The organism is Hyphomicrobium sp. 2TAF46 (assembly GCF_052114865.1).
In the GTDB taxonomy this organism is placed as follows: domain Bacteria; phylum Pseudomonadota; class Alphaproteobacteria; order Rhizobiales; family Hyphomicrobiaceae; genus Hyphomicrobium_B.
Map to the genome: position 1 here is coordinate 104,441 of NZ_JBFRFO010000008.1, position 25,630 is coordinate 130,070.

Below are 25,630 nucleotides of genomic sequence, written 5' to 3' on the forward strand. Positions count from 1 at the left end.
TTACGCTCGCTGTTTTTCGAGTAATGGCTGAATGGCGCCGAGCGTCTTCGCAAGCGCGCCGCCCATCGATTGCAGCGCCAGGTCCGCGCCGTGGCGCATGCGTTTCGCGGCGGCCTGATCCGCGAGCAGCAGAGTGACTTGCCGCGCGATGTCGTCGGACGACCGGACTTCGACGGCGCCGCCCTCGCGGAAAAGCGCGCTGTAGGCGTCGCGGAAATTGTGCGTGAACGGACCAGTGAGAACGCATGATCCGAGACGAACGGCTTCGATCGGATTTTGGCCGCCATGCTCGACGAGCGACCCGCCGACGAGTGCAACGGGTGAGATCGAATAGAATGTTCCAAGCTCACCGATCGTGTCGGCGACGTAGATCTCGGTATTGCTGTCGGGCGTGTTGGAGCGCGTCCGCAATTGCGTCCGAAGCCCAAGGCCGCCGAGCGACGCCGCAAGCCCGCCGCCCCGTTCGGGATGGCGCGGCACGATGATCGTCAGCAGTCCCTCGATATCGCGGCGCATCAGCGAGTGCGCGGCCGCGATCATCGTGTCTTCGCCTGGGTGCGTGCTCGCGGCGAGAAAGAGAGGCCGCTGCCCGACTGCGTTTCGTAGCGCTGCCAAGGCGTCGATGTTGACGGGAGGCGGCGGGGAATCGATTTTCAGATTGCCGGCAGTAATGACGTTCGGCGCCCCGAGACGCTTCATGGCGCGCGTTATTTGCGGGTTCTGCGACAGCACGGCGGCGAAGCGCGAGAAGAGCGGCCGGCCGACGCCCGCATATTTGCGCCAGCGGTTGATGCTGCGCGGCGACATCCGCGCGTTGACGAGCACGAGCGGAATTCCACGCTCCGCCGTGCCGAGAACGAGATTCGGCCAGATGTCGGATTCCGTGAAGATCGAGATAGACGGCTTCCAGTGATCAAGAAAGCGGTTGACGTAGTGCGGCACATCGAGTGGCACGTATTGATGCAGCGCCTGCCGCGGCAAGCGGCGGCCCGCAACTTCCGCCGACGTTTTCGTGCCCGTCGTCAGCAGAACGTGAATGTGCGGATTGGCTTCGAGCAGGCTGTCGATGAGCGGCAGAATCGCATTCGTCTCGCCGACGCTGGCCGCGTGGATCCACACCACCTGTCCCTCGGGACGCGGCTGACCGGCAAAGCCCAAGCGTTCTCCGCGGCGGGCCGGATCTTCCTTCCCCTGCTGTCCGCGCATGTTGAGAAGCAGCGGCACTGCCGGGCGAAGCGCCGCTGTTCCAGCGCGATATGTTTTGAGAATGAGACCGGGCGCAGGCGCCGAATTTGCGGCGAGCACATCGAGCGGCGTTGCGCGCTTGATGTCGGCGCCAGCGAGTTCGTAGGCGCGGAGCGTCGCGGAATTGAGAGCGGTCTCGAGCTCGACGCGCTTTTGTTCCATCATCGCGGAGTCGGCCGTGCTCGGAACTTCGATCGGATCGCCCGCGACCGCCGCGAGTGTCGAGTACGGAAGGTTGATCGTCAGCCGGCTCCATGTATCGAACGAAGCGAAACGCTTCGTCGCCAGCGCGACCGGAACGATGGGCCGGCCCGACATGCGAGCGATCGTGACGATGCCGGCGCCGGCGACGCGTGCTGGCCCCGGGGGAACGTCAGCCGTCATCACCAGAGAATGGTCTTCGGAGAGTGCCTGCAGCGACGACCTGAGTGCCGCAGCGCCGCCACGGTCGCGCTTGCGCCAGCCGGCACCGGCGCCGCGAATGAGGTCAACGTCGATGGCCTTTAATGTTTCGCTGATGATTTCCGCATCGCCGTGCCGCGCGACCATAGCGGAAATCTTGACGTTCTCCGGACGAAGCGTCGCGATCATCATGAACTGGCCGTGCCAGCATGCCACGATGCAGGGGTGTGTATCGCTGAGCCGCTCCAGGAGATCCGGCGGCTCGTGAATGATCTTCGATGAGCTGGCAACGTGCCGGATGAGGCGTGCAAGCGTTTGGCCGCCAAGTCGCAGAAGCGTCTTCTTAGTCTCTGCCATGCGGCAATGGCTGCCTTATCTTTGGTATGCGAGAATGTGATAGATGAAGCTTGTGTGCGCTCAAGCCCCTTGCAGGTCGTTGCTATAGCTAATACTTAGCAAGTTCAATCACGATGGACCGCGGCTTCTTGTGAACAACGAGAGCGATTGAAGGCTGGCGCTATCGGCAAGGCAGCCCGCGAATCGGGAGCATCGAGACAACTCCTGATGGCAACAAGCCCCTTTAAAGAAGCTAAGCGTGGATTGCGCCGCACCAGCGGTGCATTTTTGCACAATGCGGTGCACTCGCCGCCATCCTGGCTCGGCACGCGATTCGCCTCAGCACTTTGCTACGTCGAGATGCTGTTGATCGATTACGGCATCGTACGGATGGTTTACAACAATCGCCATCGTGTCGGACCGGACGCGTGGCGATCGGCGCAGCCCGCTCCCCATCATATCGCCTGGGCCGGAAGGCGCGGAGTACGGACGGTCATTAATCTTCGCGGCGAGCAGTCCTACGGCACGCGCTGGCTCGAGCAGCAGGCATGCGCTCGCCAGGGCATTAAACTTGTCGACCTGACGCTGAAGTCGCGGGCCGCACCGACGCGCGCCGAGTTTGAAGCGATGAAAGAGGTGTTGGGGAAGGTCGAGTACCCGATCCTTGTCCACTGCAAATCGGGCGCCGACCGCGCCGGCTTGATGAGCGTGATGATCAGCCATCTTCACGATGGGCTGCCCATTCGAAAGGCACTCAAGCAGCTGTCCTTGCGCTACGGGCACGTCCGTAGCGCCGATACCGGCGTCCTCGATGACGTTTTCCACCGTTACCTCGCCGACGAGGCACGAACCGGCATCGCGTTCTGGGATTGGATCGAAACGGTCTACGATGCCCGCGAGGTGAACAAAACGTTCAAGGCCCGCGGTTGGGCAAACCGCCTCGTCAACAACATCCTCCACCGCGAATAGCCGAAGCCGCCGGATCGGCCGGCCGCGCGGCCCGGCCACATGGGATTGCCGTCAGTCGGCGATCATCGCCTGGGGTCCATGCGCCGACCGGCTGAGGCGCGCATAGGCACCGTTGCGCGCAAGAAGCTCGGAATGCGTCCCGCGCTCCACGATCCGGCCGTTATCCATCACGCAAATCATGTCCGCATTCTGGATCGTCGAAAGCCGGTGCGCGATGACGAGCGTGGTGCGCGTACGCGTGAACTTGCCGAGGGCTTCCTGAACAAGCTGCTCGCTCTCGTTGTCGAGCGCGCTCGTCGCCTCGTCGAGGAGTAGGATCGGGGCATCCTTGAGGATGGCCCTCGCCAGAGCGACACGCTGCCGTTGGCCGCCGGAGAGCCTGCTGCCGCGATCGCCGATCATCGTCTTATAGCCATCCGGCAACGCCATGATGAAGTCATGCGCTGCAGCCGCTTTCGCAGCCTCTGCTATTTCCTCCGGGCTCGCGCCAAGGCGGCCGAGCGCGATGTTGGCCTCGATCGTGTCGTCGAACAGCGTGATGTCCTGACTGACAATGGCGATGTGATTGCGCAGCGACGCGAGCGTTACGTCGCGTACGTCCTGGCCGTCAATGAGGATCTGGCCTTCGGTGACGTCGAAGAGGCGCGGAACGAGATTGATGATCGTCGATTTGCCCGCGCCCGAGCGTCCGACGAGCGCGACGGTCGATCCGCCCGGCACATCGAGTGTGATGTCCTGCACCGCGCGTTCGTCCGACGCCGCATCGTAGGCGAAGCCGACGTCGCGGAATGCGATCTGGCCTTCCGAGACATTGAGGCTTTTCGCGTTCGGCTTGTCGCCGATCTTCGGCATCTCGTCGATCAGCCCATAGAAACTTTCAGCCGCCGCCAAGCCCTCCTGAAGCCGGCCGGCAAGATTGCCGAGCGCACGAATGGGCTGCGCGGCCATCAGCAACGCCGTGACAAATCCCATGAAATCGCCGACCGTCGAGATGCCGTTCGAAATGCGGAGATAGGCGAACGCGACGACGCCCGCGATCGCAAGGCCACCGAGCACCTCGAGGATCGGATCCATTCGCGCGCGCGTTTTGACCGACTTCATCTTCAGCGAGTAGAGCTGCTCGAAGCTCTGATCCAAACGGTCCGCCGCGTACCCCTCGAGCTGGAACGACTTGATCAGCCGCGCACCCCCGAGCTTTTCCGACAGCAGCGACGTCATATCGCCGAGCCCGCTCTGCGTTTGCTTGGCGACCCGGCGAAGGCGCTGGCTGATGGCGGCAACCGGCAGCGCCGCGAGCGGATAGACGCTCAACACGACGAGCGTCATCGCCCAGTCGAGATAGAGCATCGCGATCACCAGCGCGATCACCGAGAACGTGTCGCGAAAGATCGAGTTCAGCGACGCCATCATGGCGTTCTGAATGAACCCGATGTCGTTCGTCAGCCGCGACATAAGCCGTCCGGGCGTCTCTCGCGACAGCCGCGCGAAATCGGCGCCGATGAGATGCCGGAAGGCGAGCTTCTGCATGTCGGACGTGATGCGGAAGATGAAACGGTTCGTCGCGACGGACTGCAAGTAAAGGAGGCACGCGCGAGCAAGCGTGATACCGACGATCGCCGCAAGTACGAACGGCAACGCGTTGCGCTCGCCGCCCATCAGCATGTCGAACGATTTTTTGATGACGCCGGGATAGCCGCCGGTCACCGCGGCAAGGCATGTCGTCAAAAAGAGTGTCCACGCAAGCTGCCAGCGCCGCGGCCAAACCCAGTCGTGGACGAAACGCCGAAAAAGCTCGCGCGACTGAGCGTCGAGACGAAGGCGGGGCCGCGGCTTCTTCTCAGGTTTGAGAAGATTTGCCGTCACGTGGCGGACGTTGCCGGCTGGGCGGGCTTGGCGCCGTTCGGCTCGAGCAGCCGGTGCAGATGCACGATGAAATACCGCATCATGGCGTTGTCGACCGAGCGCTGCGCAGCGTTCTTCCACGCCGCATATGCCGACTGGTAGTCCGGAAAGATGCCGACGATATCGAGCCCCTCGAGATCGCGAAATTCGTGGCCTTCGAGCGATTCGAGTTCGCCCCCGAAAACGAGATGCAGGAGCTGCGGTTTTGAATTCGATGAAGATGGGGTCTCAGACATGGACGACTGTTCGTCTCCTGAACAAATGCTCCGGCGATTTCCCAAAAACCGCGTGGTCTGACGGCCGTCAACGGCGCAAAGCGTCCTCAGGCAACCAGGAATGTGATTACATTGAGCGTAAGCTTTTGTTTACGCTATTTCTTAAGCCGATCGGAAGAGAATTCTGGCAAGCTTGCCTGCAAAGCCAAGTTAAGTGGCTCGAAACGTCAACAGTGAGACCGAACAGCGCGGCGCGGGACCTCTCGGGCCGCGTTCCTGTATGCGGCTGCATGATCTTCAGCTGAGACCGGCGAACCACGAAAGCGCCATATCCGCGACGAGTCCGGCAAACACCGCGAGACCGACATCGCGGTTCGACTTGAAGCGCCAGAGGCAGTTCGTCGGATTGTGGATATCGAGCGTCGCGACCTGCCACGACATCTGCAGAAACACCAGCACGACGGCCAGGAAGTAGACGAGGTGTGCGCCCGCCAGCGCACCCGCCGTGAGCCACAGAATTCCGGCCAATCCGTACATCGCGCCGACGAACGAAACCGTGTCTTCGCCGAAGCGCAGCGCAGTCGAGCCGAGACCCAGCAGCGCATCGTCCTCTTTGTCCTGATGCGCGTAGATCGTGTCGTAACCGACGGTCCAGAACACGCATCCCGCGAAGAGTGCGAGCGCGGGAAGCCCGATCGATCCTTTGATCGCCGCCCAGCCTGAAAGTGCGCCCCAACTGAAGGCGAGCCCCAGCACCAGCTGCGGGTAGGACGTGACGCGCTTCGCGAATGGATAGACTGCGACGATCAAGAGCGATGCGATCGTCAGCCAGATCGTGAAGCTGTTGAAGCAGAGCAGCACGACGAGCCCGACGAGCGCCGTCAGAGCGACAAAAGCGAGCGCGGCATCCGGCGACACTTGCCCGGACGGCAGTGGACGATTGACCGTCCGCTCGACCCGGCCGTCGATGTCGCGATCGAGGAAGTCGTTATAGGCACAACCTGAGGCGCGCATCGCAAGGGCGCCGATTGCGAAAAGCAGGAGGTACCAGAAATTCGGCAGATGATCGCCGGAATTGACCTGCGCCAGTGTTTGCGACCACCAGCAGGGAAAGAGCAGCAGCCACGTGCCGATGGGTCGGTCCAGGCGGCCAAGCCGAAGATAGGGCAGCCACGAAGCCGGGGCCCATCGGTCCACCCAGTTCGAGGGCGGTGCATCCGCAACACGCAAGTTGGGCTTGGGCGAAATCTCGGCACCCATCGTCAATTGATGTTTCTCCGGCAACTTTGAAAAGAGACCTATCCGGCCCGTCGCGGCGACGCAATACGGACCAGCGGCGCGATGACATACCTTTGCCTGCAAGCGAGGCTTCGATAAGACCGCACCATGGCTATCCGCGATCTGACCTCAGAGCGTCTTTTTGTCGAGGACGACCTTGCCGCCGCCAGGCTCTTGGAGCTTGCGCCGCCGCAGGCGCATTATCTGACCGGCGTCCTGCGCCTCCGGCCCGGGGCGCAGCTTTTGGTCTTCAACGGCCGGGACGGCGAATGGGTTGCGACCCTCGCCGAGACGAAAAAACGGGGTGCGACACTCACCATCGAACGCCAGACGCGGCCGCAAGATGTGAGCCCCGACATCGACTATCTGTTTGCGCCGCTAAAGCGGTCGCGGCTCGACTATATGGTCCAGAAGGCGACGGAAATGGGCGCCGCGCGCCTCCGGCCCGTGATTACGGAAAGAACGGTCGCCGAAAGAGTTAATAGCGAGCGCATGCGCGCCAATGTCATCGAGGCGGCCGAGCAGTGCGGCATCCTGCAAGTGCCAGTTGTCGAACAGCCGGCCAAGCTCGATGACGTTCTCGACGATTGGGACGAAGCACGCCGCCTCATCTACTGCGACGAGCATGAGCAACTTTCCGATCCGATCGAGACCTTGGGGAAGCTCGAAGCCGGGCCGCTGGCTGTGCTCATAGGACCGGAAGGCGGATTCTCTCCTCGCGAGCGCAACCGGCTCGTCGGCAAACCCTACGTGGTGCCGCTGTCGCTCGGCCCGCGAATCATGCGCGCCGATACCGCAGCCGTAGCCGCGCTCGCCCTTGTAGGTGCTGTCCTGGGTGATTGGCGCCGCCGCTAACCGCGCTTCCGGGGACGCTTGCCGTTCCCGCCGGTCACCGCCATAAGGCTCAGGCTGCGGAGCGTGCTCCGCGCAGGATCAGCAAGGCTAGGTCGCTCGGGAATGTCGACGCGAGAACAAGGCGCTGCAAGCAAGGCGATCGAGAGCCACGAGGATCTCGTGCGCTGGATCGCGGCTGGCGAGAAGCCGAAAGCCGATTGGCGCATCGGCACCGAGCACGAGAAATTCGTATTTCGCACGGTGACGCTGGACCCGGTGCCCTACGGCGGCAACGATGGCATCCGCGCGCTTATGGAGGAGCTGATCCGCCGCTACGGCTGGCTCCCGATCAAAGAGGGCGACAACGTCATCGCCCTGAAGCGTCCGGACGGCGAGAAGGGCGGCACGATCAGCCTCGAGCCCGGCGGCCAGTTCGAACTCTCCGGTGCGCCGCTCGAAACGCTTCATGAAACAGCAGCGGAAACCGACGAGCATCTGCGCGAGGTGCTCGACGTCGGCGAAGATCTGGCGATCGGATTTCTGGGTGTCGGCTTTTCGCCGAAGTGGCGTCTCGACCAGATCCCGCATATGCCGAAAAAGCGCTATCAGGTGATGACGCGCTACATGCCGACCGTCGGCAGCCGCGGTCTCGACATGATGTACCGGACCGCGACGGTTCAGGTGAACCTCGACTTTTCGTCAGAAGCCGACATGGTGAAAAAGCTGCGGGTGTCGCTGGCGCTGCAGCCGATCGCAACCGCGCTTTTCGCTTCGTCTCCGTTCACCGAAGGCCGCCCCAACGGCTTCCAGTCGATGCGCAGTCAAGTCTGGCTCGACACCGATAAGCGCCGCACCGGCATGCTGCCATTCGTGTTCGAGGACGGCATGGGTTATGAGCGCTACGTCGATTACGCGCTCGATGTCCCGATGTACTTCGTCTATCGCGACGGCAATTACATCGACGTCGCCGGTTCGTCGTTTCGCGATTTTCTGGCCGGCCGCCTTCCGGGCCTTCCCGGCCAGCTTCCGACCGTCGATGATTGGTCGGACCACCTCACCACGCTTTTTCCGGAAGTCCGCCTAAAGCGTTTTCTCGAAATGCGCGGCGCCGACGGCGGGCGCTGGGGAACAATTACGGCGCTCTCGGCCTTCTGGGCAGGCGTTCTTTACGATGAAGTTGCGCTGGACCAGGCCTGGACGCTCGTTCGTGATTGGACGGAAGAAGAGCGCGATAGGCTGCGGGCGGACGTTCCAAAAATGGCACTCGCGGCTCAATTTCGAAACACGACCGTCGGAAACATTGCCCGCCAGGCGTTGCGCATTTCGCGGACCGGTCTCAAAAACCGAGCCCGCATCAACGGGAAAAACCAGGACGAGACAGTCTACCTTACGCCGCTCGACAAAATCGCAGGCAGCGGCCAGACCGTATCGGACGAGTTGCTTCGTCGCTATTCGGGGGAGTGGCACGGTAACATTGATCGTATTTTCGAAGAATTCGCCTTCTGATGGCGCCGCCATCCGACGGAAACGCGTGCGTCCTCCGGTTCAGGCCATGTTCATGGACCCGAAACTAGCCTCCACGGCTTGCCTAGGCTCAGCCGCCCAGCACGGCCCGGGGATGATGAGGAGGCGGTAGGTGTTTCAGGCTGCGGTAAAGTCGATAAAATCGGTCGGGAGAGCCTTGCTGGCTGTCCTGGCGATGTCGGCTTTTGCTGCCGGCAGCGCCAATGCCGATCCGTGCGCCGAGGCTTGCCGTTCGCAGCACAACTCTTGCCGGATGGCCGCAAAGCTTCTGTTTTCATCGCATTGCGACGCTCAGTTGCAGTCCTGCATCACCCAATGCTTCTCGGGCGCCCGCATGCGGGAGGGGCGCGATAGCCACAATGGCCGTCCTCCGGATATGCGCGAACCCCGTGGCATGGGCGGCAACGCGCGCGGACCGGGCGAACCACACGATATGCGAGGACCGCCGCGCGAATTTCACGATCCCCGTGACCAGGGCGGCCAGCGCTGGCTCGGAGCGGGCGATCGCCGCTGAGTTTCGCGTTTCTTCCCATGGAGGAAACCGAGGCCCATATTGCCGCTCAGAGGCGCACGTGCGAGGATGATTAACGTCCGCGGCCACGCGTCCAGGTTGCCACGGGCGCGAATTCGGGGCGCCTCGTTTTGAGCTGTCGCTCCGAGAGCGAAACAGCCGGCATGACTATTGGCTTGGAGACTGAAGACGATGCCGCATATCGAGCTGCCTGAGCCCGATGTTGGCGTCCTGCGGCGGCTGCCAATTCTGATCGAGGGCCTGAAAAGCCGGGTCGGCAAGGATCTTCTGATCGTCGACGAGGACGGACGCCGCGCCTACGAGACGGACGCGTTCACGGCTTACCGCCGTGTGCCGATGCTCGTCGTGCTGCCGCGCACGACCGAAGAGGTCTCGAAGATCTTGAAGTACTGCCACGAGAACGACGTCAAGGTCGTTCCCCGCGGCGCCGGCACCTCTCTGTGCGGCGGTTCACTGCCGACGGAGGATTCCATCGTCCTCTGCATTTCAAAGATGAACCGCGTGCTCGAGATCGATTACGCCAACCGCTTGGCGCGTCTCGAAGCCGGAATAACAAATCTTCAGATCACGGCGAATGTCGCAGCGGAAGGCTTTTTCTACGCCCCCGATCCCTCGTCGCAATTAGCCTGCACGCTGGCGGGCAATCTCGCGATGAATTCCGGCGGCGCGCACTGCCTCAAATACGGCGTGACGACACACAACGTTCTCGGCGTGAAAATGGTCTTGATCGATGGCACCGTCGTCGAGATCGGCGGCTCCGCACTCGAACGCAACGGCTATGATCTGTTGAGCCTGGTGATCGGCTCGGAAGGCCAGTTAGGCGTCATTACCGAAGCCACGGTCAAACTCGTCCCGGCGCCGGAAGGCGCGCGGCCGATGATGATCGGGTTCCGTTCGCCAGAAGCCGCGGGCAGCTGTGTGTCGGCCATCATCGCCGCCGGCATCATTCCGGTCGCAATCGAATACATGGATCATGCGGCGATCGAAGTATGCGAAGCCTTTGCCGGAGCGGGTTATCCGCTCGACGTCGAAGCCTTGCTGATTGTCGAAGTCGAAGGCTCGGAAGCGGAAATCGGCATCCTGCTCGGCCGCATCGCCGAAATCGCCGGCCGCTTCGATCCAAAGACCATTCAGATCAGCGCCGATGCCGACCAGAGCGCGCGCATCTGGGCAGGCCGCAAGGCGGCCTTCGGAGCGATCGGACGCATTTCCGATTACCTCTGCATGGATGGTACGATTCCGCTCGCGCAGCTGCCGCACGCATTGACGCGGATCAGCCAGATTTGCGCCGAGTACGGTCTGAAGGTCGCAAACATCTTCCATGCCGGCGACGGCAATCTGCATCCGCTGATCCTCTACGACGCCAACGACCCCGAGCAGGCCGGCAACGCCGAAATAGCCGGCGAAGCGATCCTGAAGCTTTGCGTCGAGCTTGGCGGCTGTCTCACGGGCGAGCACGGCGTCGGCATCGAAAAACGCGAGTTGATGACGACCCAGTTCTCAGCGACCGATCTCGCCGTGCAGATGCGGATAAAGACGGTATTCGATCCGACGTGGCGGCTGAACCCGGCGAAGGTCTTCCCGCTCGCCATTACGGACGTCATGCGTGCCGGCAACGCCGCCAGCACGCCGGAGGCAGCCTGATCGTGAGTGAACTTTTTCGTCCCGCCGCCGAGTGGGAATTGCAGTCGATGATCGCAAGGCTCGCGCGCGAGAAGCGCGGCATCGAGGTCGTGGGCCACGGCGCGCTCCGCAACACCGGCCGCGTTGCAAGTTCGGATGTCGTGCTGACGACGTCGGGCCTCAAAGGCGTGACGCTTTATGAACCGACAGAGCTTGTGATGTCCGCGCGATCCGGCACGCCTGTCTTTGAAATCGAGTCGATCCTGGCCGCACGCGGACAAATGCTGGCTTTCGAGCCCGTCGATCTCGGCCCGGCGACCGGCGCGCCCGGCGGCGCCCTGTCGATTGGCGGGGTCTTCGCAACGAATTTTTCAGGCCCCCGGCGCATCGCTGTCGGAAGCGCACGCGATAACCTGCTCGGCGTCCGCGCCGTCAACGGCCGCGGCGAGCTTTTTAAATCCGGCGGCCGCGTGATGAAGAATGTCGCCGGCATCGATGTCGCGCGTGGATTGACCGGCAGCTGGGGAACGCTCGCCGTGATGACGGAAGTGACGTTCAAAGTCGCGCCGCTGCCGCAAACCATGCAGACGCTGGCTTTCGTCGGCCTGCCCGACGATCTGGCGATCGAGGCGCTGGGCATTGCGATGGCGACCCCGCTCGAAATTTCAGGCGCCGTCCATCTTCCGAAGAATTGCGCCGAACGGCTCAAGGTGCCGAAGCTCAAAGGTATCGGTCAGTCGCTGACGCTGCTGCGCCTCGAGACCTTTTCGACGTCGATCGACGAGCGCAAGGAAAAGCTGAAGACCGCGCTCAAGGTCTACGGCAAGCCGATCGAACTCGATCCGGAAGAGACATTCGGCTTGTGGAGCGAATTCCGCACGCTATCCGTCATGCCGTTCTCGACCGACACGAGCCTGTGGCGAATTTCGACGCTGCCGACGAAAGCCCACGAAATCGTCGCCGCGATACAGAAGTTCATGCATGCGGTGGCTTTCTACGACTGGTCGGGAGCGCTCGTCTGGCTGGAAGTTCCGGCCGCCGCCGATGCCGGTGCAGCCGACGTTCGCCGCGCCGTCGCGGTGCGCGGCGGTCACGCGACATTGATCCGTGCAGAGCCCGAAATTCGCTCGACGGTGGATGTCTTCGAACCCCTGAAGCCCGAGATCGAAAGATTGACTCGCGGTATCAAATCCGCGTTCGATCCAAGTGGATTGCTCAATCGCGGGCGGATGTACGCCAATTTCTAGACACGTCCTTTCGACAACAAGGCGCAATGCAAACCAATTTTTCGAAATCGCAGCTGGAAGATCCGGAAGTCAGGGAAGCAGACCGCATTCTCCGACGTTGCGTACACTGCGGGTTCTGCACCGCGACATGCCCGACCTACGTCGTGCTCGGCGATGAGCGCGACAGTCCGCGCGGCCGCATCTACGCGATCAAGGACATGCTGGAGAAAGGGCTCGACGCGAAGCCCGAGGTTTCGGTTCACATCGACCGGTGCCTCTCCTGCTTCTCCTGCATGACGACCTGCCCCTCGGGTGTCGACTACATGCATCTCGTCGAGATCGCGCGGAAACATATCGAGAAGACCGGGAAGCGCAGCCTGAAGGACCGCCTGATCCGCCGTGCGCTGACGGAGATCGTGCCCTATCCGAAACGCTTCAGGTGGGCGATGAAGGCCGCGCCTTTAGGCCGGCGCATGTCCCGCACATTGCGCGCGTTGAACCTTCCCGAACTCGCCGCGATGGTGAACCTCGCCCCGGCAGACGCGCCGCGTTCGGGCCGTTTCCGCGGACCGGGCAGAGCATCGCCGACGGGTGTTAGAACCGGCCGCGTCATCATGCTCGCGGGCTGCGCGCAGCAAGTGCTGAGGCCGGAGATCAACGACGCAACGATCAGGCTTTTCGCACGCGGCGGCATCGATGTGATCGTGTCTGCGGGCGCCGCATGTTGCGGAGCCTTGAGCCAGCACATCGGACACGAGGAGAAAGCGATCAAAGCCGCCAAGATCAACGTCGATGCCTGGAGCAAGGAAATCGCCAAGGGCGGCGTCGATGCCATCATCATCAACACGTCGGGCTGCGGCACCACGGTCAAGGATTACGGCCACCTGCTGAAGCACGAGACCGAATACGCCAAGCGCGCCAAGGACATCGCCGCGATGGCCAAGGACGTCAGCGAATTTCTCGATGCCTACGATATCGGCGCCCCGAAACGCTGGTCGAGCCTCAAGGTCGCCTATCATTCCGCGTGCTCGCTGCAGCACGGGCAGCGCGTGACGGCCCAGCCGAAGTCGCTGCTGAAGAAGGCAGGCTACACGGTTCTGGATGTGCCCGAAGGTCATCTCTGCTGCGGCTCGGCGGGCGTGTACAACATTCTCCAGCCCGAAATTTCAGGCGCGCTGCGGGATCGTAAGGTGGGGAACATCAAATCGTTGCGGCCGGACATCGTTGCCGCCGGTAATATCGGCTGCATGACGCAGCTCGCACCCGCGCTTGACGTGCCGGTAGTGCATACGGTCGAATTGCTCGACTGGGCGCACGGGGGCCCTATTCCGCCGGGCATCGAACATCTCGCCCGCTATTCTACCGACGTACCGCAGCCCAAACGCAGTGTTGAGGACTACATAGGCGCATGACAGTCAAAGCCGGCGTAAAGCAATCCCAAACACTGCTCGCCGACGAGCTGCGCGCTCGTCTGCGCGGCAAGGCGAAGCCGGTCGGGTCGCTCGGGCGCCTCGAGGATCTCGCGGTTCAGATCGGCCTGATCGCGGGCTCGACACATCCGGATCTCGGTGTCGCGAAAATCCTGGTGTTCGCGGGCGACCACGGTATCACCGCCGAAGGTGTAACCGCATATCCGTCGGTCGTGACGCGCGAGATTGCTAAATTCGTTCTGGCAGGCACCGCAGGCGTCAATGTGCTGGCGCGCGCCGCGGGCGTCGGCGTCGAGCTGGTAGATACGGGAATGCTCGAACCATTACCGCCGCACGATCGTCTTCTCGACCGGCGCATCGCAAACGGAACGCGGAACGCGCGCCGCGAACCGGCGATGTCCGAAGAGGAATGTACGGCGGCGCTCGAAGCCGGTCGCGCCCTCGACGCCCACTTGGGCGCAGAAAATGCCGGGATCGTGGGCTTTGGCGAAATCGGCATCGGCAACACGTCTTCCGCCGCATTGATCGCCCACGCCTTGACCGGGCTCGATCTCAAATCGCTCGTCGGACCGGGAGCCGGCGCACCGGTACTCGGTCTCGATCACAAATACCAAGTGCTGAGCGAGACCGTCGCCCGCGCCGCGATCGAACCGTCGACGTCGGCGGGACGCACCTTCGAAGTTCTTCGCCAGTTCGGCGGCTTTGAAATCGTGATGATGGCCGGCGCGATGACGGCCGCCGCTGCTTCGGGACGCGTGATCGTCGTCGATGGCTTCATCTCGACCGCCGGCGCGATCGCCGCCGAAGCCCTGAATCCCGGAACGATCGACAACTGCATTTTCGCGCATTGCTCGGCCGAGCCCGGCCACGCCGCGCTCCTGAAGCATCTGAGCGTCAAGCCGCTGCTCGAACTCGAAATGCGGCTCGGCGAAGGAACAGGCTCAGCGCTTGCCATTCCGATCATCAGGGCCGCCGAGCTGCTGCTCCGCGAAATGGCGGATCTGCCGGGCGAACACCCCGTATGACTTCGCTCGAAGGCATGCGGTTTTTCATCGCTCTGCAATTCCTGACGCGGCTTCCGCTGAAGCACATCGATCCGTTGCCGAGAGATTGGCTGGTGCGGGCGGCGAAATATTTGCCGGTGGTCGGCGGCCTGATCGGTATTGCCACGGGCGGCGTCATCCTGCTGACGTCGCACGTCTTCCCTTCGCCCTTGCCGGTAATACTCGGTCTCGCGTTCGCGATCCTGCTGACGGGCGGTCTCCATGAGGACGGACTGGCGGACACCGCCGACGCATTCGGCGGCGGACATACCCGCGAGCGCTGTCTCGAAATCATGAAGGACAGCCGCATCGGGACGTTCGGAACGCTCGCCCTGATCGTAACGTTTGCGCTCAAGGCGTCGGCGCTCGCTCACGTCGATCCGCTTAACGCTGCGAAAATTGTCATTGCCGGATTTGCAGGCGCGCGCCTGGCAGCCGTTCTCGCACTGGCGACCCTCTCCTACGCCGGGGGCGAAGCCGCCAAGGTCAGCCGAACGACGTCCGATATGACCGCAAACGAAATATGGGTGGCGCTCGCGGGCGGTCTGATATTCGGATTTATCTGTCTCAGTCCGCTCGTCTTCTTGCTCTCGAGCCTGCTCGCCGGCGTGGCCGCAGCTGTTGTCGCGTTGATTGCGAACCAGAAAATCGGCGGCTATACGGGCGACGTCCTGGGCGCGATAGAGCAGGTTTACGAGACTGCCTTCATAATATTCACCGTGACTGTAATCGCCGGTCCCGGCTAATATCCTCCAAAATAAGTTCGCCTCTGAGTGTATTGCGTATGGCGACGATAGAAACGGGGGGTGGCGCATTTGTGCGCGCCGGGGGTAGTTGGTCGCGAGTGCTCGACTCGCGCAGGGCCCATTTCATTGCCGAAATTTTCGATGGCGCCGACGACGCGCTCGCCGCCTTCGAAGCGGTCGAACCAGGCCTCATCTCGAATGGTTTCCAGACACTCGACTGGCTGACGGTGCTCTACGAGGAATTGGCGCCGTCGCGGAAAGCCATGCCGCGTCTCGTTGTCGTGACGGAACGTGATAGCGGTGACGTCGCGCTCGTACTTCCGCTGGTCGTAACAAGAGAGCGCACGCTGAGTAGCGCGAGCTTCGCTGACCTCGGCGTCTCGGATTATGGCGGACCCATTCTGGGCCCCGCGCAACTGGCCGATAAACGCGCGATCCGCCGTCTGTGGCGAGAAGTGCGCCGCGCGATGAGCGATATCGATCTCATCCGCTTCGAGCGGATGCCGGCGGACATCGGCGGCCGACCCAATCCGCTTCTGACACGCCACGGGATCTCGCCAGCAAGACATTCCGGCAGCTCTCTGAGTGTGCCCTTCACGGTCAAAGCGTACCTTGCGGGCATCGACAATAAATGCCGCAAGGAAATCGAACGCTGCCATCGGCGATGGCAGGAAGAAAAAGCGTCGCGCTTCTACCGCGCCACCACGGCCGAGGAAATCGCGCACGTCTACCTCGCGCTCGAAGAACAGCAGGCACGCCGCCACGTCACGCTGCATACGAAAAACATCCTCGACGAGCCGAGCTATCGCTCCTTCTACGAACGCTTGGCGATCGACGGATCCAACGCCGGCCTGAGCGCGCTCTTCGCGCTCGAAGTGAACGGCGAGATCATCGCCACCCTTTTTGGCATCGTCCACGGTGGCACCTTCACCCGCCTCTTCATTTCGACCGCCGGAGACGAGTGGGGCCATCTCTCGCCGGGCAGGCTCGCCCTTATCGAGGCCATGAAATATCTCACAGCCTCGGGCGTCCACCGCTTCGATATGGGCATCCGCGAGCACCCCTTGGCCCGGGGCTTCGGAGCCGAGCCGGTGCCCCTTTACGATCTGGCGGTGCCGATGAACGGGATCGCTGCCCCCAGGGCCCTGTTTCATGCCCTGAAAGGACGCCTCCGCGCCAAATGGGCATCCCGGTGGGCCGGTCTCGGCTAACTCGCTGACCTGCGCGGATTTTAAGGATTCCGGGGCGACTTTCCTCGTGCCGGTCCATCCGATATAAGGCGGGCTCACGCGCCGGACGCCCGTAAGGTGTCAAGGCAACTTATTTATTTGCGGTCTGGTCCCCAACATCCTCATGTCAAAAGTGAATACAAGCACGCGCCCTGAAGCGCGCCTCGCAAAAGGCTTCCGCGATATCGAGGCGGCGGAGCTTCGGGGCCTGAACGACATGACGGGTAAGATCCGCGAGGTCTACGAGCGCTACGGCTTCGAGGCGCTCGAGACGCCCGCGATCGAGTACACTGACGCCCTCGGCAAATTCCTTCCCGATCAAGACCGCCCGAACGCCGGCGTCTTCTCGTTCCAGGACGAGGACGAGCAGTGGATGAGCCTGCGCTACGATCTGACCGCGCCGCTCGCCCGCTACGTCGCGCAGAATTTTCAAAATTTGCCGAAGCCGTTCCGCCGCTATGCGTTCGGCAACGTCTATCGGAACGAGAAGCCGGGTCCAGGCCGTTTCCGCCAGTTCATGCAGTTCGATGCGGATACGGTGGGCGCAGAAAGCATCGCAGCCGACGCCGAAATGTGCATGCTCGCCGCCGACACGCTCGAAGCGCTGGGCGTCAAGCGCGGCGACTACGTGATCAAGGTCAATAATAGAAAAATCTTAGACGAGTTGATGGATGTAGTAGGCCTTTCCGGCGCATCCAACTCGTCTCGTCGGCTAACAGTTCTCCGTGCGATCGATAAGTTTGATCGCTTGGGCGTTGACGGTGTGCGCCTGCTTCTGGGAGAGGGCCGTTGGGACGGCGGTGCAATTGGAAAGGGAGATTTCACGCCAGGAGCCGGACTACAAGAGCAGGGAATCAGCGCGATATTGAATCTGCTGACAGCAAGGCCGAACGTCGACAAGCACGCGACGCGCGATGCGCGGAGGTTCAATCCCACGGTTAAAACCGGATATGACGGATCATCGGAAGAAGACCTTGTAGAGCAGACGATGACCTCCGCTATTTCTTGGCTTGTGAGAGGTAGGTTCAATAAAGACTATTCGACCGAGACTTATGAGTCAGACGCCACAAACGCGGGCATCGCGGAAATTGAAGCAATGCAAAGGCAGTTGAAGCATTGTGGCTACGATGATGGCAGAATCATTTTCGACCCCTCAGTCGTCCGCGGCCTCGAGTACTACACCGGACCTGTCTTCGAAGCCGAGCTGACCTTCGAGGTCAAAGACGACGAGGGCAAGCCCGTGCGCTTCGGCTCCGTCGGCGGCGGTGGCCGTTACGATGATCTCGTCGCCCGCTTCACCGGCGAGAAGGTTCCGGCGACAGGCTTCTCGATCGGCGTCTCGCGCCTGCAAGCCGCGCTGTCGCTGATCGGCGACAGGAAAGCCAAAGCCCTCGGCCCCGTCGTCGTCCTCGTGATGGACAAGGCCGAAATCGCGACCTACCAGAAAATGACGCAAGCGCTGCGCAACGCCGGTATCCGCGCCGAGATGTACCTTGGCTCGTCGGGTATGAAGGCGCAGATGAAATACGCTGACAAGCGCAATAGCCCGTGTGTCATCATCCAAGGCTCCGACGAGCGCGCGAAGGGCGAGGTAACGATCAAGGATCTGATCGAAGGCGCGAAAGCCGCGGCCGCGATCAAGGACAATAAGGAATGGAAGGAAGCACGCCCGGCGCAGTTCTCTGTCTCCGAGGCGAACCTGATCCAGGAAGTCCACAAGCTCATCAAGCTTCACCAGGGCTGAGCGCGATGCTGATCTTGTCGCCGTTCGCCACCCCACCCCCAACCCCTCCCCGTAAAGGGGAGGGGAGTTATCTCGCTTTCCGCACTGTTCCCCTCCCCCAACGCGGGGAGGGGTTAGGGGTGGGGGGATCGAGATACCTGCGCTCGGGAGATAAGCAATGACCGCCGAAACGGTCTCAAATCTCGAAGCGCTGGCATCGCAAGCGCAGACGCTGATGTCGGTCTTCACGAAGGCCGGTTACGACGCCGTTGCGCCGTCGATCATTCAGCCGGCGGATGTCTTTCTCGACGTCATCGGCGAGAGTCTCCGCGCGCGCACGTATGTCTTCACGGATCAGGACGGCGCCGAGCTGTGCCTCCGGCCGGATATCACCGTCCCGACATGCCGCCTCCATTTGGAGCGCTACGCCGATTTTCCCGCGACGCCCGCGCGCTATTGCTACAGCGGCCCTGCTTTCCGCTATCAGCCGCAAGGCGCCACTGCGTCCCACCCGCGCGAATTCCGCCAGGCGGGGATTGAGCGGTTCGGCGATCACGCGCGCGAAGCCGCGGAAGCCGAGACCGTGTCCATCGTCGTCAAGGCGATCGAAAAAGTCGGCCTCAAGGAATGGACGGTGAGGCTCGGCGACCTCGGACTGTTTTCGAGCGTTCTCGATGCGGCCGGCGTCTCGCCCAATTGGAAAAAGCGGCTGGACGATGCGTTCCTGAAGCCGCTGTCGTTTCGCGAAGCCCTGAAGACCTTCGCCTCCGGCGCTCGCGTCACGTCACCAGGCATTCCCGAGGAGCTGCTGGCGTCACTCCAGCGCGATGATTGGGAAAAGAGCGAAGCAGCCGTTGCCGTCTATCTCGAGGAAAATGCCATCGAGCTTCTCGGCACACGCACGCTGTCAGATATCACCGAGCACCTCATCGTCATTGCCGAGGACCGCCACGAAAAGCCGCTCGACGCCCGTGCCATCGAATTGATCGCGCGTTATGCCGAGGTCTCAGGCCCGGCGACGACGGCGGGCGACAGGATCGCGTCGCTTCTCAAGGGCGCGGCGAACGGCGCCGGCATTGCCTTGGAAACCTATGACCGGCGTCTGGCGCTTCTGGCCAACGCCGGTGTCGATCTCGAACGCGTGACGTTCTCGGCCGAATTCGGCAGGACGCTCGCCTATTACACGGGGCTGGTGTTCGAAGTGAATTCGGCGTGTCTTGACGCGAAAAGCCCGATCGCCAACGGCGGCCGATACGATGGACTGATGCGGGCGGCCGGAGCGCGCACCGAAGTTCCGGCGGTCGGCGCAGCCATTCATTCCGAGCGTCTTCTCGCAGCGACGCTCAAGGGGGCGCAATGAGCAAGCTGACGCTCGCGATCCCCTCGAAGGGCCGATTGATGGAGCAGACGACCGATATGTTCGCGCGCGCCGGATTGGTCGTGCGCAAAGTCGGACACGTTCGCGGCTATCGTGGCGAGATTGATGGCCTTCCCGGGGTCGATGTCGCATACGTCTCGTCCGGAGAGATCGCAGCCGCCTTGAAGGCCGGGAGTGTCCATCTCGGCATCACGGGCGAGGATCTCATCCGCGAAAGCATTTCCGATGCCGCAACGCGGATTCGGTTCCTGCAGAAGCTCGGCTTCGGCTTCGCCGACGTGATCGTGGCGGTGCCGACATGCTGGGTTGACGTGGCGACGGTTCAGGACCTCGAGGAAATCGCGCTTCCGTTTCGTCACCTGCACGGACGCTGGCCGCGCGTTGCGACGAAATACGCGAACCTGACGCGGCGTTTCTTTGGCGCCAAAGGCTTCGGCGACTACCGCATCATCGAGAGCGCGGGGGCAACCGAAGGCGCACCCGCCGCCGGCACGGCCGAACTGATCGTCGACATTACGACGACCGGCGAAACGCTGCGCGCCAACGGTCTTAAAATTCTCGACGACGGCGTCATTCTGAAATCGCAAGCGAACCTCTGCGCCTCGAACGCCGCTGCCTGGACGCCCGAACTCGAGAAGATTTGCTCCGAGCTCGCGGCAACGCTGTCTCAGTCCGTTCCGGAAAAATCGGCGTCGCGCTCGTAGCTCAGACGCTATCGGCGAGATGGCATTTCAAGATGCCGTAATCATATTGGCCGCCGAGCGCGGAAAAGGCCGGACCGAGCTTGCCCGTCTCGCGCGTCTGGCAGCGCTCGAACGCCTCTTCGATCTCGTCGATCTCGGCGGCGTCGAGCTTCAATGCGTCCGCTGCCGTGATGAGCCCGGCTTCGATTGCCTCGGCGAGATGACCGTAGACCGTCGATATTTCGATCTTTCGCTCCGTCGCGATCGCCTCTGGATCGAGACCGCGCAGGTGCGCCGCGAGCGTGAGGTTCACGGTCGCCGATAACCTGTTGTTGAGTGCCGGGTGCTTCTTGAACTGAGTAATGACCTCGAGGAAGGCCGCGCCGTAACGCGCGATCTTGCTGGCGCCAAGCCCAAGGATGTCGTGCAGCGCACTCTCCGTCGCCGGCTGCTTCTCGGCGAGTTCGATGAGCGTCTTGTCCTGCGCGACCACATAGGGCGGTAGCTTGGCCGAGGCGGCGAGCTTCTGGCGAAGCGCCCGCAGCGCGTCGAACAGCGGCTGATTTTCGCGCGCCACCCGCGATGCGAGAGACGCGGCGCGCTTCGAGCCCTTGGCAACCTGCCGCGTCACGCGAAGGAGAAAACGCTCTTCGCCACGCAACAGCGGCCGCGCGCGTTCCGTCAGCACCAGCGAGCCGAGGCCCTCATCGTCGATCGTCAGGTAGCCTTGCGCGGTGAGCTGCCGGAAAAGCCCCTTCCAAGTCGTCTGCGGAACGTCCTTGCCGATGCCGTAAACGGTCAGCCGGTCGTGACCGTTGCGGATGATCCGCTCATCCGCAGCGCCGGTCAGAACGTCGGTGAGATAGGTGACGCCGAAACGCTGACCCGTGCGATAAACGGCCGAGAGCGCCTTCTGCGCGACGACGGTGCCGTCTTCCGTGTGCGGCGGGTTGAGGCAATTATCGCAGTTGCCGCAAGGCTCGGGCCGCGTTTCGCCGAAATAGGCGAGGAGCGCCTGCCGCCGGCACCCTGGCATTTCAGCGAGCCCGATGAGCGCATCGAGCTTCTGGCGCTGAACTTTCTTGAAGGCTTCCGAGCCTTCCGATTGCGAGATCCACTGCCGAAGCTGAACGATATCCTGAAAGCCATAAGCCATCCACGCGTCGGCAGGCTCGCCGTCGCGGCCCGCGCGGCCGGTCTCCTGGTAGTAGGACTCGATGGATTTCGGCAGGTTCAAGTGCGCGACGAAGCGCACATCCGGTTTGTCGATGCCCATGCCGAAGGCAATCGTCGCGACGATGATGAGACCGTCTTCCGTCAGGAACTTCGACTGCGCCCCGGCGCGAATGTGGGCTTCGAGCCCCGCGTGATAGGCAAGCGCCTTGCGTCCCTTGGACGAAAGCCACGCGGCCGTTTCCTCGACCGACTTCCGCGAGAGGCAATAAACAATTCCCGCGTCGGCCGGATGCTCCGTTTCGATGAACTGCCAAAGCCGTTCTTTGGCGCTCGCGCTTCCAAGTTCCGCAATCGTGTAGCGAATGTTCGGCCGGTCGAAGCTCGCGACAAAGCACGCGGCATCTTCGAGGGATAGCTCCGAGATGATGTCCTGGCGCGTGCGCTCGTCCGCCGTGGCGGTCAGCGCGACGCGCGGCACGTTCGGGAAGCGTTTGGCGAGAACCTTGAGCTGGCGATACTCGGGGCGGAAGTCATGGCCCCACTGCGAGACGCAGTGCGCCTCGTCGATCGCAAAGATCGCAATGTCGCTACGCTCGAAAAGATTGAGCGTGCGCTCCTGCACGAGGCGTTCCGGCGCAACGTACAGAAGATCGAGGGCGCCGGCGGCGAATTCACGCTCGATCTTGTCCTGCGTCGCACGATCCTGCGTCGAATTGAGAAAAGCCGCCTTGACGCCGAGGTCGAGCAGCGCATCCACCTGATCCTGCATCAGGGCGATGAGCGGCGAGACCACGATACCCGTGCCGGGCCGGATCAAAGCCGGGATCTGATAGCAGAGAGACTTGCCGCCGCCCGTCGGCATCAGCGCCAGGCAATCGCCGCCCGCAAGCAGGGTGCCGATGATATCGCTCTGCAGCGGCCGGAAGCCCTTGTACCCGAACACCTCCTCGAGCGTCGCGCGCGCCGCCGCCATGTCGTTGTCTGCAACCGGCAAAAGCGGAAGGGAAAGCGGCACGGCAGTGGCCGGCATCGGAATGACCTATGCTCAGAACATCGATGCCGAAACGCTAATATGATTCGACCCGGGCAATGGCGGTTTCGGCCCCTGCAACCCGAAAAACCCGTTGATTTCCTGAGAGCTTTTGAGTCGGCCGAATGTTGCGACTTTTTAACCCGGCGTTCAGAATGAGTTCATCTTTGTCGGTCTAGTGTGTCTCTCAAGCTGGTGATGTCACTTCCCCCCGTGCACACCAGATGCTGCTGAGCCCGGCCAAGCCCTGAGACATCCCCCCGTCTTCCCCGCTTGGCCGGGCCAGCCCTAAAAATTCCCCAAAATATTCGGCTCGGAATGATCGGCTAGACCGAGCGCGTGGCTTTTGCCGTCGCGCAAGCCGTCAGACGGCGACGTTGGCCGACGTCTCCGCGGTTGCCGTTTCCAGCGCAATTTTGATGATTTCGAGCGCGGCAGCCGTAGCATCTTCAATCCGGAGAGGAGGCTCCGCGAGATCGGAAGGAATATGCACGAATCCGACTTGGCAGCCGCCGCGCGCTGCCGCGAGCGCCAATGAGTGATAGAGGACGGCATTACAAATATAGCTGCCCGCGTCCTTTGAAAGAAAGGCGGGGTAACCTTTCGCCGCCAACGCGGCAACGATCCTCGGGACTGCAATCGACGATAAGCGGGCGACCGGTCCGTTGGCCGATAACATCGGTTGGCATGGGAGCACCCCCGCGGCATCCACGGTATTTCGGCAGAAATTGCGCGCTTTGGTTTCAAGCCGAATGCACTTGCTTCCGGCGGCGACACCGAAGTGCAAGGCGAGGGCGGGCCGGTGCCGCTCATGAAGTTTGGCGACGAGGCGAGGCGCTCGCTCCCATTCGGTCGGCAGGATCGCGGCCGTGACGCGCGCGTCCGGGAAGGCAACACGCGCCTTCCGGGCAACCCGGCGCACCAGATCTGCCGATGCGTTGACCGGCACGCCCGGAAAAGGTCCGAAGCCGGTCAGCAGTACGGTGAAACGTCGCTCGGAACCAGTCAGCATGGCCTCAATATAGGCCGTCTCAACGGGCGCGGCACCGCCGCGGCTCGCTTAGGCTTTCTGATCGAAGACCAGGCGGCCCTCTTCAGCTTTGTGGAAGAATTGGCTGTTAACAAGCCAGCCCTTCAGGGGGCGAAGGGGCGGGATGCACGTCAGTAGGATGATGGGCAGGCTGGTCAGCAAGTGCATCCAGAACGGCGGCCCGTAAACGACCTCGAACCAGCAGGCAAAGGCCGCACTCGGAATGCACGCGAAACAAATCACGAAGAACGCCGGACCGTCTGCCGGATCGGCAAAGGAAAGATCCAGGCCGCAGGCCGGACATGCCTTCTTAAGCGTGAGAAAGCCGTCGAAAATCTTGCCCTTGCCGCATCGTGGGCAAAGCCCTCTTATCCCTGTCTGTAGAGGAGACAGCTTTGGCCAGTGATGTTCGCTGCACATTAGGCTATCCTTTCTAATATCTCGATGTATGGGCGTTAAGCCATTGTATGGCAAATGTAGTGATCAGAAAAGCAATGTATGCGCCCTGCGCCACAATGACGGATTTCTCGGCATTATCTAGTTTTATCAGTATGTTGAGATAATAAAACGGCTGAGGATCCGGAATTTCTGCCGCTCGGCTATTTGAATTCACCCATACATGTTAGAGAATGTATGGATAAAAAATGGAGAAGTCCAAAGCTATGTCTTCCTGGGAGCCCTGGCTGGCAGAAGGTGAGCAGCTCAAATACCGTGGCATAGTCGAAGCCATCGAGGCGGACTTGCGGGCTGGACGGATCCAGCCCGGTGATCGCCTGCCGCCCCAGCGAATGATTGCGGAACTCCTCGGCGTCGATCTGACGACGGTGACCCGGGCGTTCAACGAAGCAAGGCGGCGGGGCCTCGTCGAGGCCAATGCCGGGCGCGGCACCTTCGTTCGCCGGCGCACGGATGACGGCCGTTTCCTCGGCGCCCCGGCGGCACCGGCCGTCGATCTCAGCATGAACATTCCGCCGCAACCGGCGGCCGCCAACTTGAAGCGTCTCATCCCCGAAACCATCGCCACGCTCCTCGCTGAGGAGAACGGTATGCTGAACCTTCATTATCAGGAGAGCACAGGGAGCGAATCCGATCGCGCCGCCGCCGCAGTATGGCTCGAGCGGCGTATCGCCGACGTGAAGCCAGCATCGATCGTTTTGGCCAACGGCGCGCAGAGCGCGCTCTTTGCGATCTGCGAATGCCTCGCTGGGCCCGGCGATGTCATCGCCGCCGGTTTCGCCACCTATCCCGGCCTGAAGGCGGTCGCGCAGCAGCGCGGCCTGAAGCTTCGGCCACTGGCGATGGACGCACAGGGCATCATCCCGGAAGCGTTCGAAGCCTGCTGCGTGACGGACGCCCCAAAACTTCTCTATGTCATACCCGCAATCGATAATCCGACGACGGCGACGCTATCCGAAGACCGCCGACATGAAATCGTGGCCATCGCGCGCAAGTACGATGTCGCGATTATCGAAGATGATCCCTATTCGGTTCTGCAAACCGATCCGCTGCTCCCCATTGCCGCCATGGCTCCGGAGATCACCTGGCACATCGCAACGTTGTCGAAATGCGCAACGCCCGCCCTGCGGATCGCATATGTCGTCGCACCGGATGCGGCACGGGCGGCACGTCTCGCGGCGGTGATCAGGGCCGTCAATCTCATGGTGCCTCCAATCAATGCGGCTTTGGCTTCGCGCTGGATCGCAACCGGAATTCTCGATGATATTACGATCGCCATCCGTGACGAGAATATCGCGCGCCAGAAGATCGCGAAGGCGGCGCTTGGCGATGCTCAGATCGCGGCAGATAAATGTGGTTCGCACCTCTGGATGCGCATGCCGCCGCATTGGCGCGCGACAGATTTTGTACAGCACGCAGGCCGCTCAGGGATCTCGGTCGTCCCGGCATCCGTCTTTGCCATTGGCACGGCCGAGCCCGAAGCACTGAGGCTCTCGCTCGGGGTCGCGCCGGACCGGGACGCGCTTCTCGGAGCATTAAAGCAGCTGGCGTATCTGCTTTCGCAGCCCTCCGGCGCCGCGAAGGCAATCGTTTAGCGACGGCTCGAAGGAATCATCGACG

The 25,630-nt window shown here is 62.2% G+C and carries 21 protein-coding genes; 14 read left to right on the forward strand and 7 right to left on the reverse strand.

The window, feature by feature from the left end; all coding sequences use genetic code 11:
- Positions 1-2,004, reverse strand: coding sequence for a glycosyltransferase N-terminal domain-containing protein (locus AB4Z24_RS17175; RefSeq protein ID WP_441710248.1), 2,004 nt, complete (start codon positions 2,002-2,004; stop codon positions 1-3).
- Positions 2,005-2,211: 207 nt separating this feature from the next.
- Between AB4Z24_RS17175 and AB4Z24_RS17180 the strand changes: the two genes are divergently transcribed.
- Positions 2,212-2,952, forward strand: coding sequence for a fused DSP-PTPase phosphatase/NAD kinase-like protein (locus tag AB4Z24_RS17180; protein WP_441710250.1), 741 nt, complete (start codon positions 2,212-2,214; stop codon positions 2,950-2,952).
- 51 nt (positions 2,953-3,003) lie between these two features.
- On the opposite strand, the gene AB4Z24_RS17185 is transcribed toward AB4Z24_RS17180, so the two are convergent.
- From AB4Z24_RS17185 to ubiA, 3 genes are all read right to left on the reverse strand, one after another.
- Positions 3,004-4,815, reverse strand: coding sequence for an ABC transporter ATP-binding protein (locus AB4Z24_RS17185; protein ID WP_441710252.1), 1,812 nt, complete (start codon positions 4,813-4,815; stop codon positions 3,004-3,006).
- A complete protein-coding gene (locus AB4Z24_RS17190; protein WP_441710254.1) occupies positions 4,812-5,090 on the reverse strand; it encodes a DUF4170 domain-containing protein in 279 nt (92 codons plus the stop codon). The genes AB4Z24_RS17185 and AB4Z24_RS17190 overlap by 4 nt, the downstream gene beginning before the upstream one ends.
- Before the next feature lie 276 nt (positions 5,091-5,366).
- The gene (gene ubiA / locus AB4Z24_RS17195) at positions 5,367-6,329 is read right to left on the reverse strand and encodes a 4-hydroxybenzoate octaprenyltransferase (RefSeq protein ID WP_441710450.1); all 963 of its coding nucleotides are present in this window, start codon (positions 6,327-6,329) and stop codon (positions 5,367-5,369) included.
- 126 nt (positions 6,330-6,455) lie between these two features.
- Between ubiA and AB4Z24_RS17200 the strand changes: the two genes are divergently transcribed.
- The 12 genes from AB4Z24_RS17200 to hisG all read left to right on the forward strand — a co-directional run bounded on the left by AB4Z24_RS17200 (position 6,456) and on the right by hisG (position 20,339).
- Positions 6,456-7,202, forward strand: coding sequence for a 16S rRNA (uracil(1498)-N(3))-methyltransferase (locus AB4Z24_RS17200; RefSeq protein WP_441710256.1), 747 nt, complete (start codon positions 6,456-6,458; stop codon positions 7,200-7,202).
- A gap of 102 nt (positions 7,203-7,304) precedes the next feature.
- Positions 7,305-8,687, forward strand: coding sequence for a glutamate--cysteine ligase (locus AB4Z24_RS17205; RefSeq protein ID WP_441710257.1), 1,383 nt, complete (start codon positions 7,305-7,307; stop codon positions 8,685-8,687).
- 130 nt (positions 8,688-8,817) lie between these two features.
- Positions 8,818-9,219, forward strand: a complete 402-nt coding sequence (locus AB4Z24_RS17210; protein WP_441710259.1) for a hypothetical protein — start codon at positions 8,818-8,820, stop codon at positions 9,217-9,219.
- A 189-nt stretch (positions 9,220-9,408) separates the two neighbouring features.
- Positions 9,409-10,881 (forward strand): FAD-binding oxidoreductase, encoded by a 1,473-nt coding sequence (locus AB4Z24_RS17215; protein WP_441710261.1) that lies wholly within the window; start codon positions 9,409-9,411, stop codon positions 10,879-10,881.
- Positions 10,882-10,883: 2 nt separating this feature from the next.
- Positions 10,884-12,107, forward strand: coding sequence for an FAD-binding protein (locus AB4Z24_RS17220; protein ID WP_441710263.1), 1,224 nt, complete (start codon positions 10,884-10,886; stop codon positions 12,105-12,107).
- Positions 12,108-12,133: 26 nt separating this feature from the next.
- A complete protein-coding gene (glcF, locus tag AB4Z24_RS17225) occupies positions 12,134-13,498 on the forward strand; it encodes a glycolate oxidase subunit GlcF (RefSeq protein ID WP_441710264.1) in 1,365 nt (454 codons plus the stop codon).
- Positions 13,495-14,541 (forward strand): nicotinate-nucleotide--dimethylbenzimidazole phosphoribosyltransferase, encoded by a 1,047-nt coding sequence (cobT, locus tag AB4Z24_RS17230; protein ID WP_441710266.1) that lies wholly within the window; start codon positions 13,495-13,497, stop codon positions 14,539-14,541. Before glcF ends, cobT begins: the two co-directional genes overlap by 4 nt.
- Positions 14,538-15,305 carry an adenosylcobinamide-GDP ribazoletransferase gene (cobS, locus tag AB4Z24_RS17235; protein WP_441710268.1) on the forward strand — a complete coding sequence of 256 codons (768 nt, stop codon included), beginning with the start codon at positions 14,538-14,540 and terminating at the stop codon, positions 15,303-15,305. The genes cobT and cobS overlap by 4 nt, the downstream gene beginning before the upstream one ends.
- 38 nt (positions 15,306-15,343) lie before the next feature.
- Entirely contained in the window at positions 15,344-16,516 is a 1,173-nt protein-coding gene (locus AB4Z24_RS17240) for a GNAT family N-acetyltransferase (RefSeq protein WP_441710270.1), read from the forward strand.
- Positions 16,517-16,658: 142 nt separating this feature from the next.
- Entirely contained in the window at positions 16,659-18,278 is a 1,620-nt protein-coding gene (gene hisS / locus AB4Z24_RS17245) for a histidine--tRNA ligase (RefSeq protein WP_441710272.1), read from the forward strand.
- A 157-nt stretch (positions 18,279-18,435) separates the two neighbouring features.
- The gene (locus tag AB4Z24_RS17250; RefSeq protein WP_441710274.1) at positions 18,436-19,617 is read left to right on the forward strand and encodes an ATP phosphoribosyltransferase regulatory subunit; all 1,182 of its coding nucleotides are present in this window, start codon (positions 18,436-18,438) and stop codon (positions 19,615-19,617) included.
- On the forward strand, positions 19,614-20,339 hold the full coding sequence (gene hisG / locus AB4Z24_RS17255) for an ATP phosphoribosyltransferase (protein ID WP_441710275.1): 726 nt from the start codon (positions 19,614-19,616) through the stop codon (positions 20,337-20,339). Before AB4Z24_RS17250 ends, hisG begins: the two co-directional genes overlap by 4 nt.
- A gap of 1 nt (position 20,340) precedes the next feature.
- On the opposite strand, the gene recQ is transcribed toward hisG, so the two are convergent.
- The 3 genes from recQ to AB4Z24_RS17270 all read right to left on the reverse strand — a co-directional run bounded on the left by recQ (position 20,341) and on the right by AB4Z24_RS17270 (position 23,974).
- On the reverse strand, positions 20,341-22,524 hold the full coding sequence (gene recQ / locus AB4Z24_RS17260; protein ID WP_441710277.1) for a DNA helicase RecQ: 2,184 nt from the start codon (positions 22,522-22,524) through the stop codon (positions 20,341-20,343).
- Between the two features lie 364 nt (positions 22,525-22,888).
- The gene (locus AB4Z24_RS17265; RefSeq protein WP_441710279.1) at positions 22,889-23,536 is read right to left on the reverse strand and encodes a pyroglutamyl-peptidase I family protein; all 648 of its coding nucleotides are present in this window, start codon (positions 23,534-23,536) and stop codon (positions 22,889-22,891) included.
- Between the two features lie 48 nt (positions 23,537-23,584).
- The gene (locus tag AB4Z24_RS17270; protein WP_441710281.1) at positions 23,585-23,974 is read right to left on the reverse strand and encodes a DUF983 domain-containing protein; all 390 of its coding nucleotides are present in this window, start codon (positions 23,972-23,974) and stop codon (positions 23,585-23,587) included.
- Between the two features lie 242 nt (positions 23,975-24,216).
- Between AB4Z24_RS17270 and AB4Z24_RS17275 the strand changes: the two genes are divergently transcribed.
- Positions 24,217-25,605: an aminotransferase-like domain-containing protein gene (locus AB4Z24_RS17275; RefSeq protein ID WP_441710283.1), complete on the forward strand. Its 1,389-nt coding sequence runs from the start codon at positions 24,217-24,219 to the stop codon at positions 25,603-25,605.
- The last annotated feature ends 25 nt before the right edge of the window (positions 25,606-25,630 follow it).

What these genes read in the sequence shown, in the direction of transcription:
- cobS (WP_441710268.1), top strand. Translation starts at nt 14,538, where the DNA reads ATGACTTCGCTCGAAGGCATGCGGTTTTTCATCGCTCTGCAATTCCTG.
- AB4Z24_RS17205 (WP_441710257.1), top strand. Translation starts at nt 7,305, where the DNA reads ATGTCGACGCGAGAACAAGGCGCTGCAAGCAAGGCGATCGAGAGCCAC.
- AB4Z24_RS17265 (WP_441710279.1), bottom strand. Translation starts at nt 23,536, where the DNA reads ATGCTGACTGGTTCCGAGCGACGTTTCACCGTACTGCTGACCGGCTTC.
- cobT (WP_441710266.1), top strand. Translation starts at nt 13,495, where the DNA reads ATGACAGTCAAAGCCGGCGTAAAGCAATCCCAAACACTGCTCGCCGAC.
- hisS (WP_441710272.1), top strand. Translation starts at nt 16,659, where the DNA reads ATGTCAAAAGTGAATACAAGCACGCGCCCTGAAGCGCGCCTCGCAAAA.
- AB4Z24_RS17175 (WP_441710248.1), bottom strand. Translation starts at nt 2,004, where the DNA reads ATGGCAGAGACTAAGAAGACGCTTCTGCGACTTGGCGGCCAAACGCTT.
- AB4Z24_RS17275 (WP_441710283.1), top strand. Translation starts at nt 24,217, where the DNA reads ATGTCTTCCTGGGAGCCCTGGCTGGCAGAAGGTGAGCAGCTCAAATAC.
- AB4Z24_RS17250 (WP_441710274.1), top strand. Translation starts at nt 18,436, where the DNA reads ATGACCGCCGAAACGGTCTCAAATCTCGAAGCGCTGGCATCGCAAGCG.
- recQ (WP_441710277.1), bottom strand. Translation starts at nt 22,524, where the DNA reads ATGCCGGCCACTGCCGTGCCGCTTTCCCTTCCGCTTTTGCCGGTTGCA.
- AB4Z24_RS17215 (WP_441710261.1), top strand. Translation starts at nt 9,409, where the DNA reads ATGCCGCATATCGAGCTGCCTGAGCCCGATGTTGGCGTCCTGCGGCGG.
- ubiA (WP_441710450.1), bottom strand. Translation starts at nt 6,329, where the DNA reads ATGGGTGCCGAGATTTCGCCCAAGCCCAACTTGCGTGTTGCGGATGCA.
- glcF (WP_441710264.1), top strand. Translation starts at nt 12,134, where the DNA reads ATGCAAACCAATTTTTCGAAATCGCAGCTGGAAGATCCGGAAGTCAGG.
- hisG (WP_441710275.1), top strand. Translation starts at nt 19,614, where the DNA reads ATGAGCAAGCTGACGCTCGCGATCCCCTCGAAGGGCCGATTGATGGAG.
- AB4Z24_RS17240 (WP_441710270.1), top strand. Translation starts at nt 15,344, where the DNA reads ATGGCGACGATAGAAACGGGGGGTGGCGCATTTGTGCGCGCCGGGGGT.
- AB4Z24_RS17270 (WP_441710281.1), bottom strand. Translation starts at nt 23,974, where the DNA reads ATGTGCAGCGAACATCACTGGCCAAAGCTGTCTCCTCTACAGACAGGG.
- AB4Z24_RS17190 (WP_441710254.1), bottom strand. Translation starts at nt 5,090, where the DNA reads ATGTCTGAGACCCCATCTTCATCGAATTCAAAACCGCAGCTCCTGCAT.
- AB4Z24_RS17180 (WP_441710250.1), top strand. Translation starts at nt 2,212, where the DNA reads ATGGCAACAAGCCCCTTTAAAGAAGCTAAGCGTGGATTGCGCCGCACC.
- AB4Z24_RS17200 (WP_441710256.1), top strand. Translation starts at nt 6,456, where the DNA reads ATGGCTATCCGCGATCTGACCTCAGAGCGTCTTTTTGTCGAGGACGAC.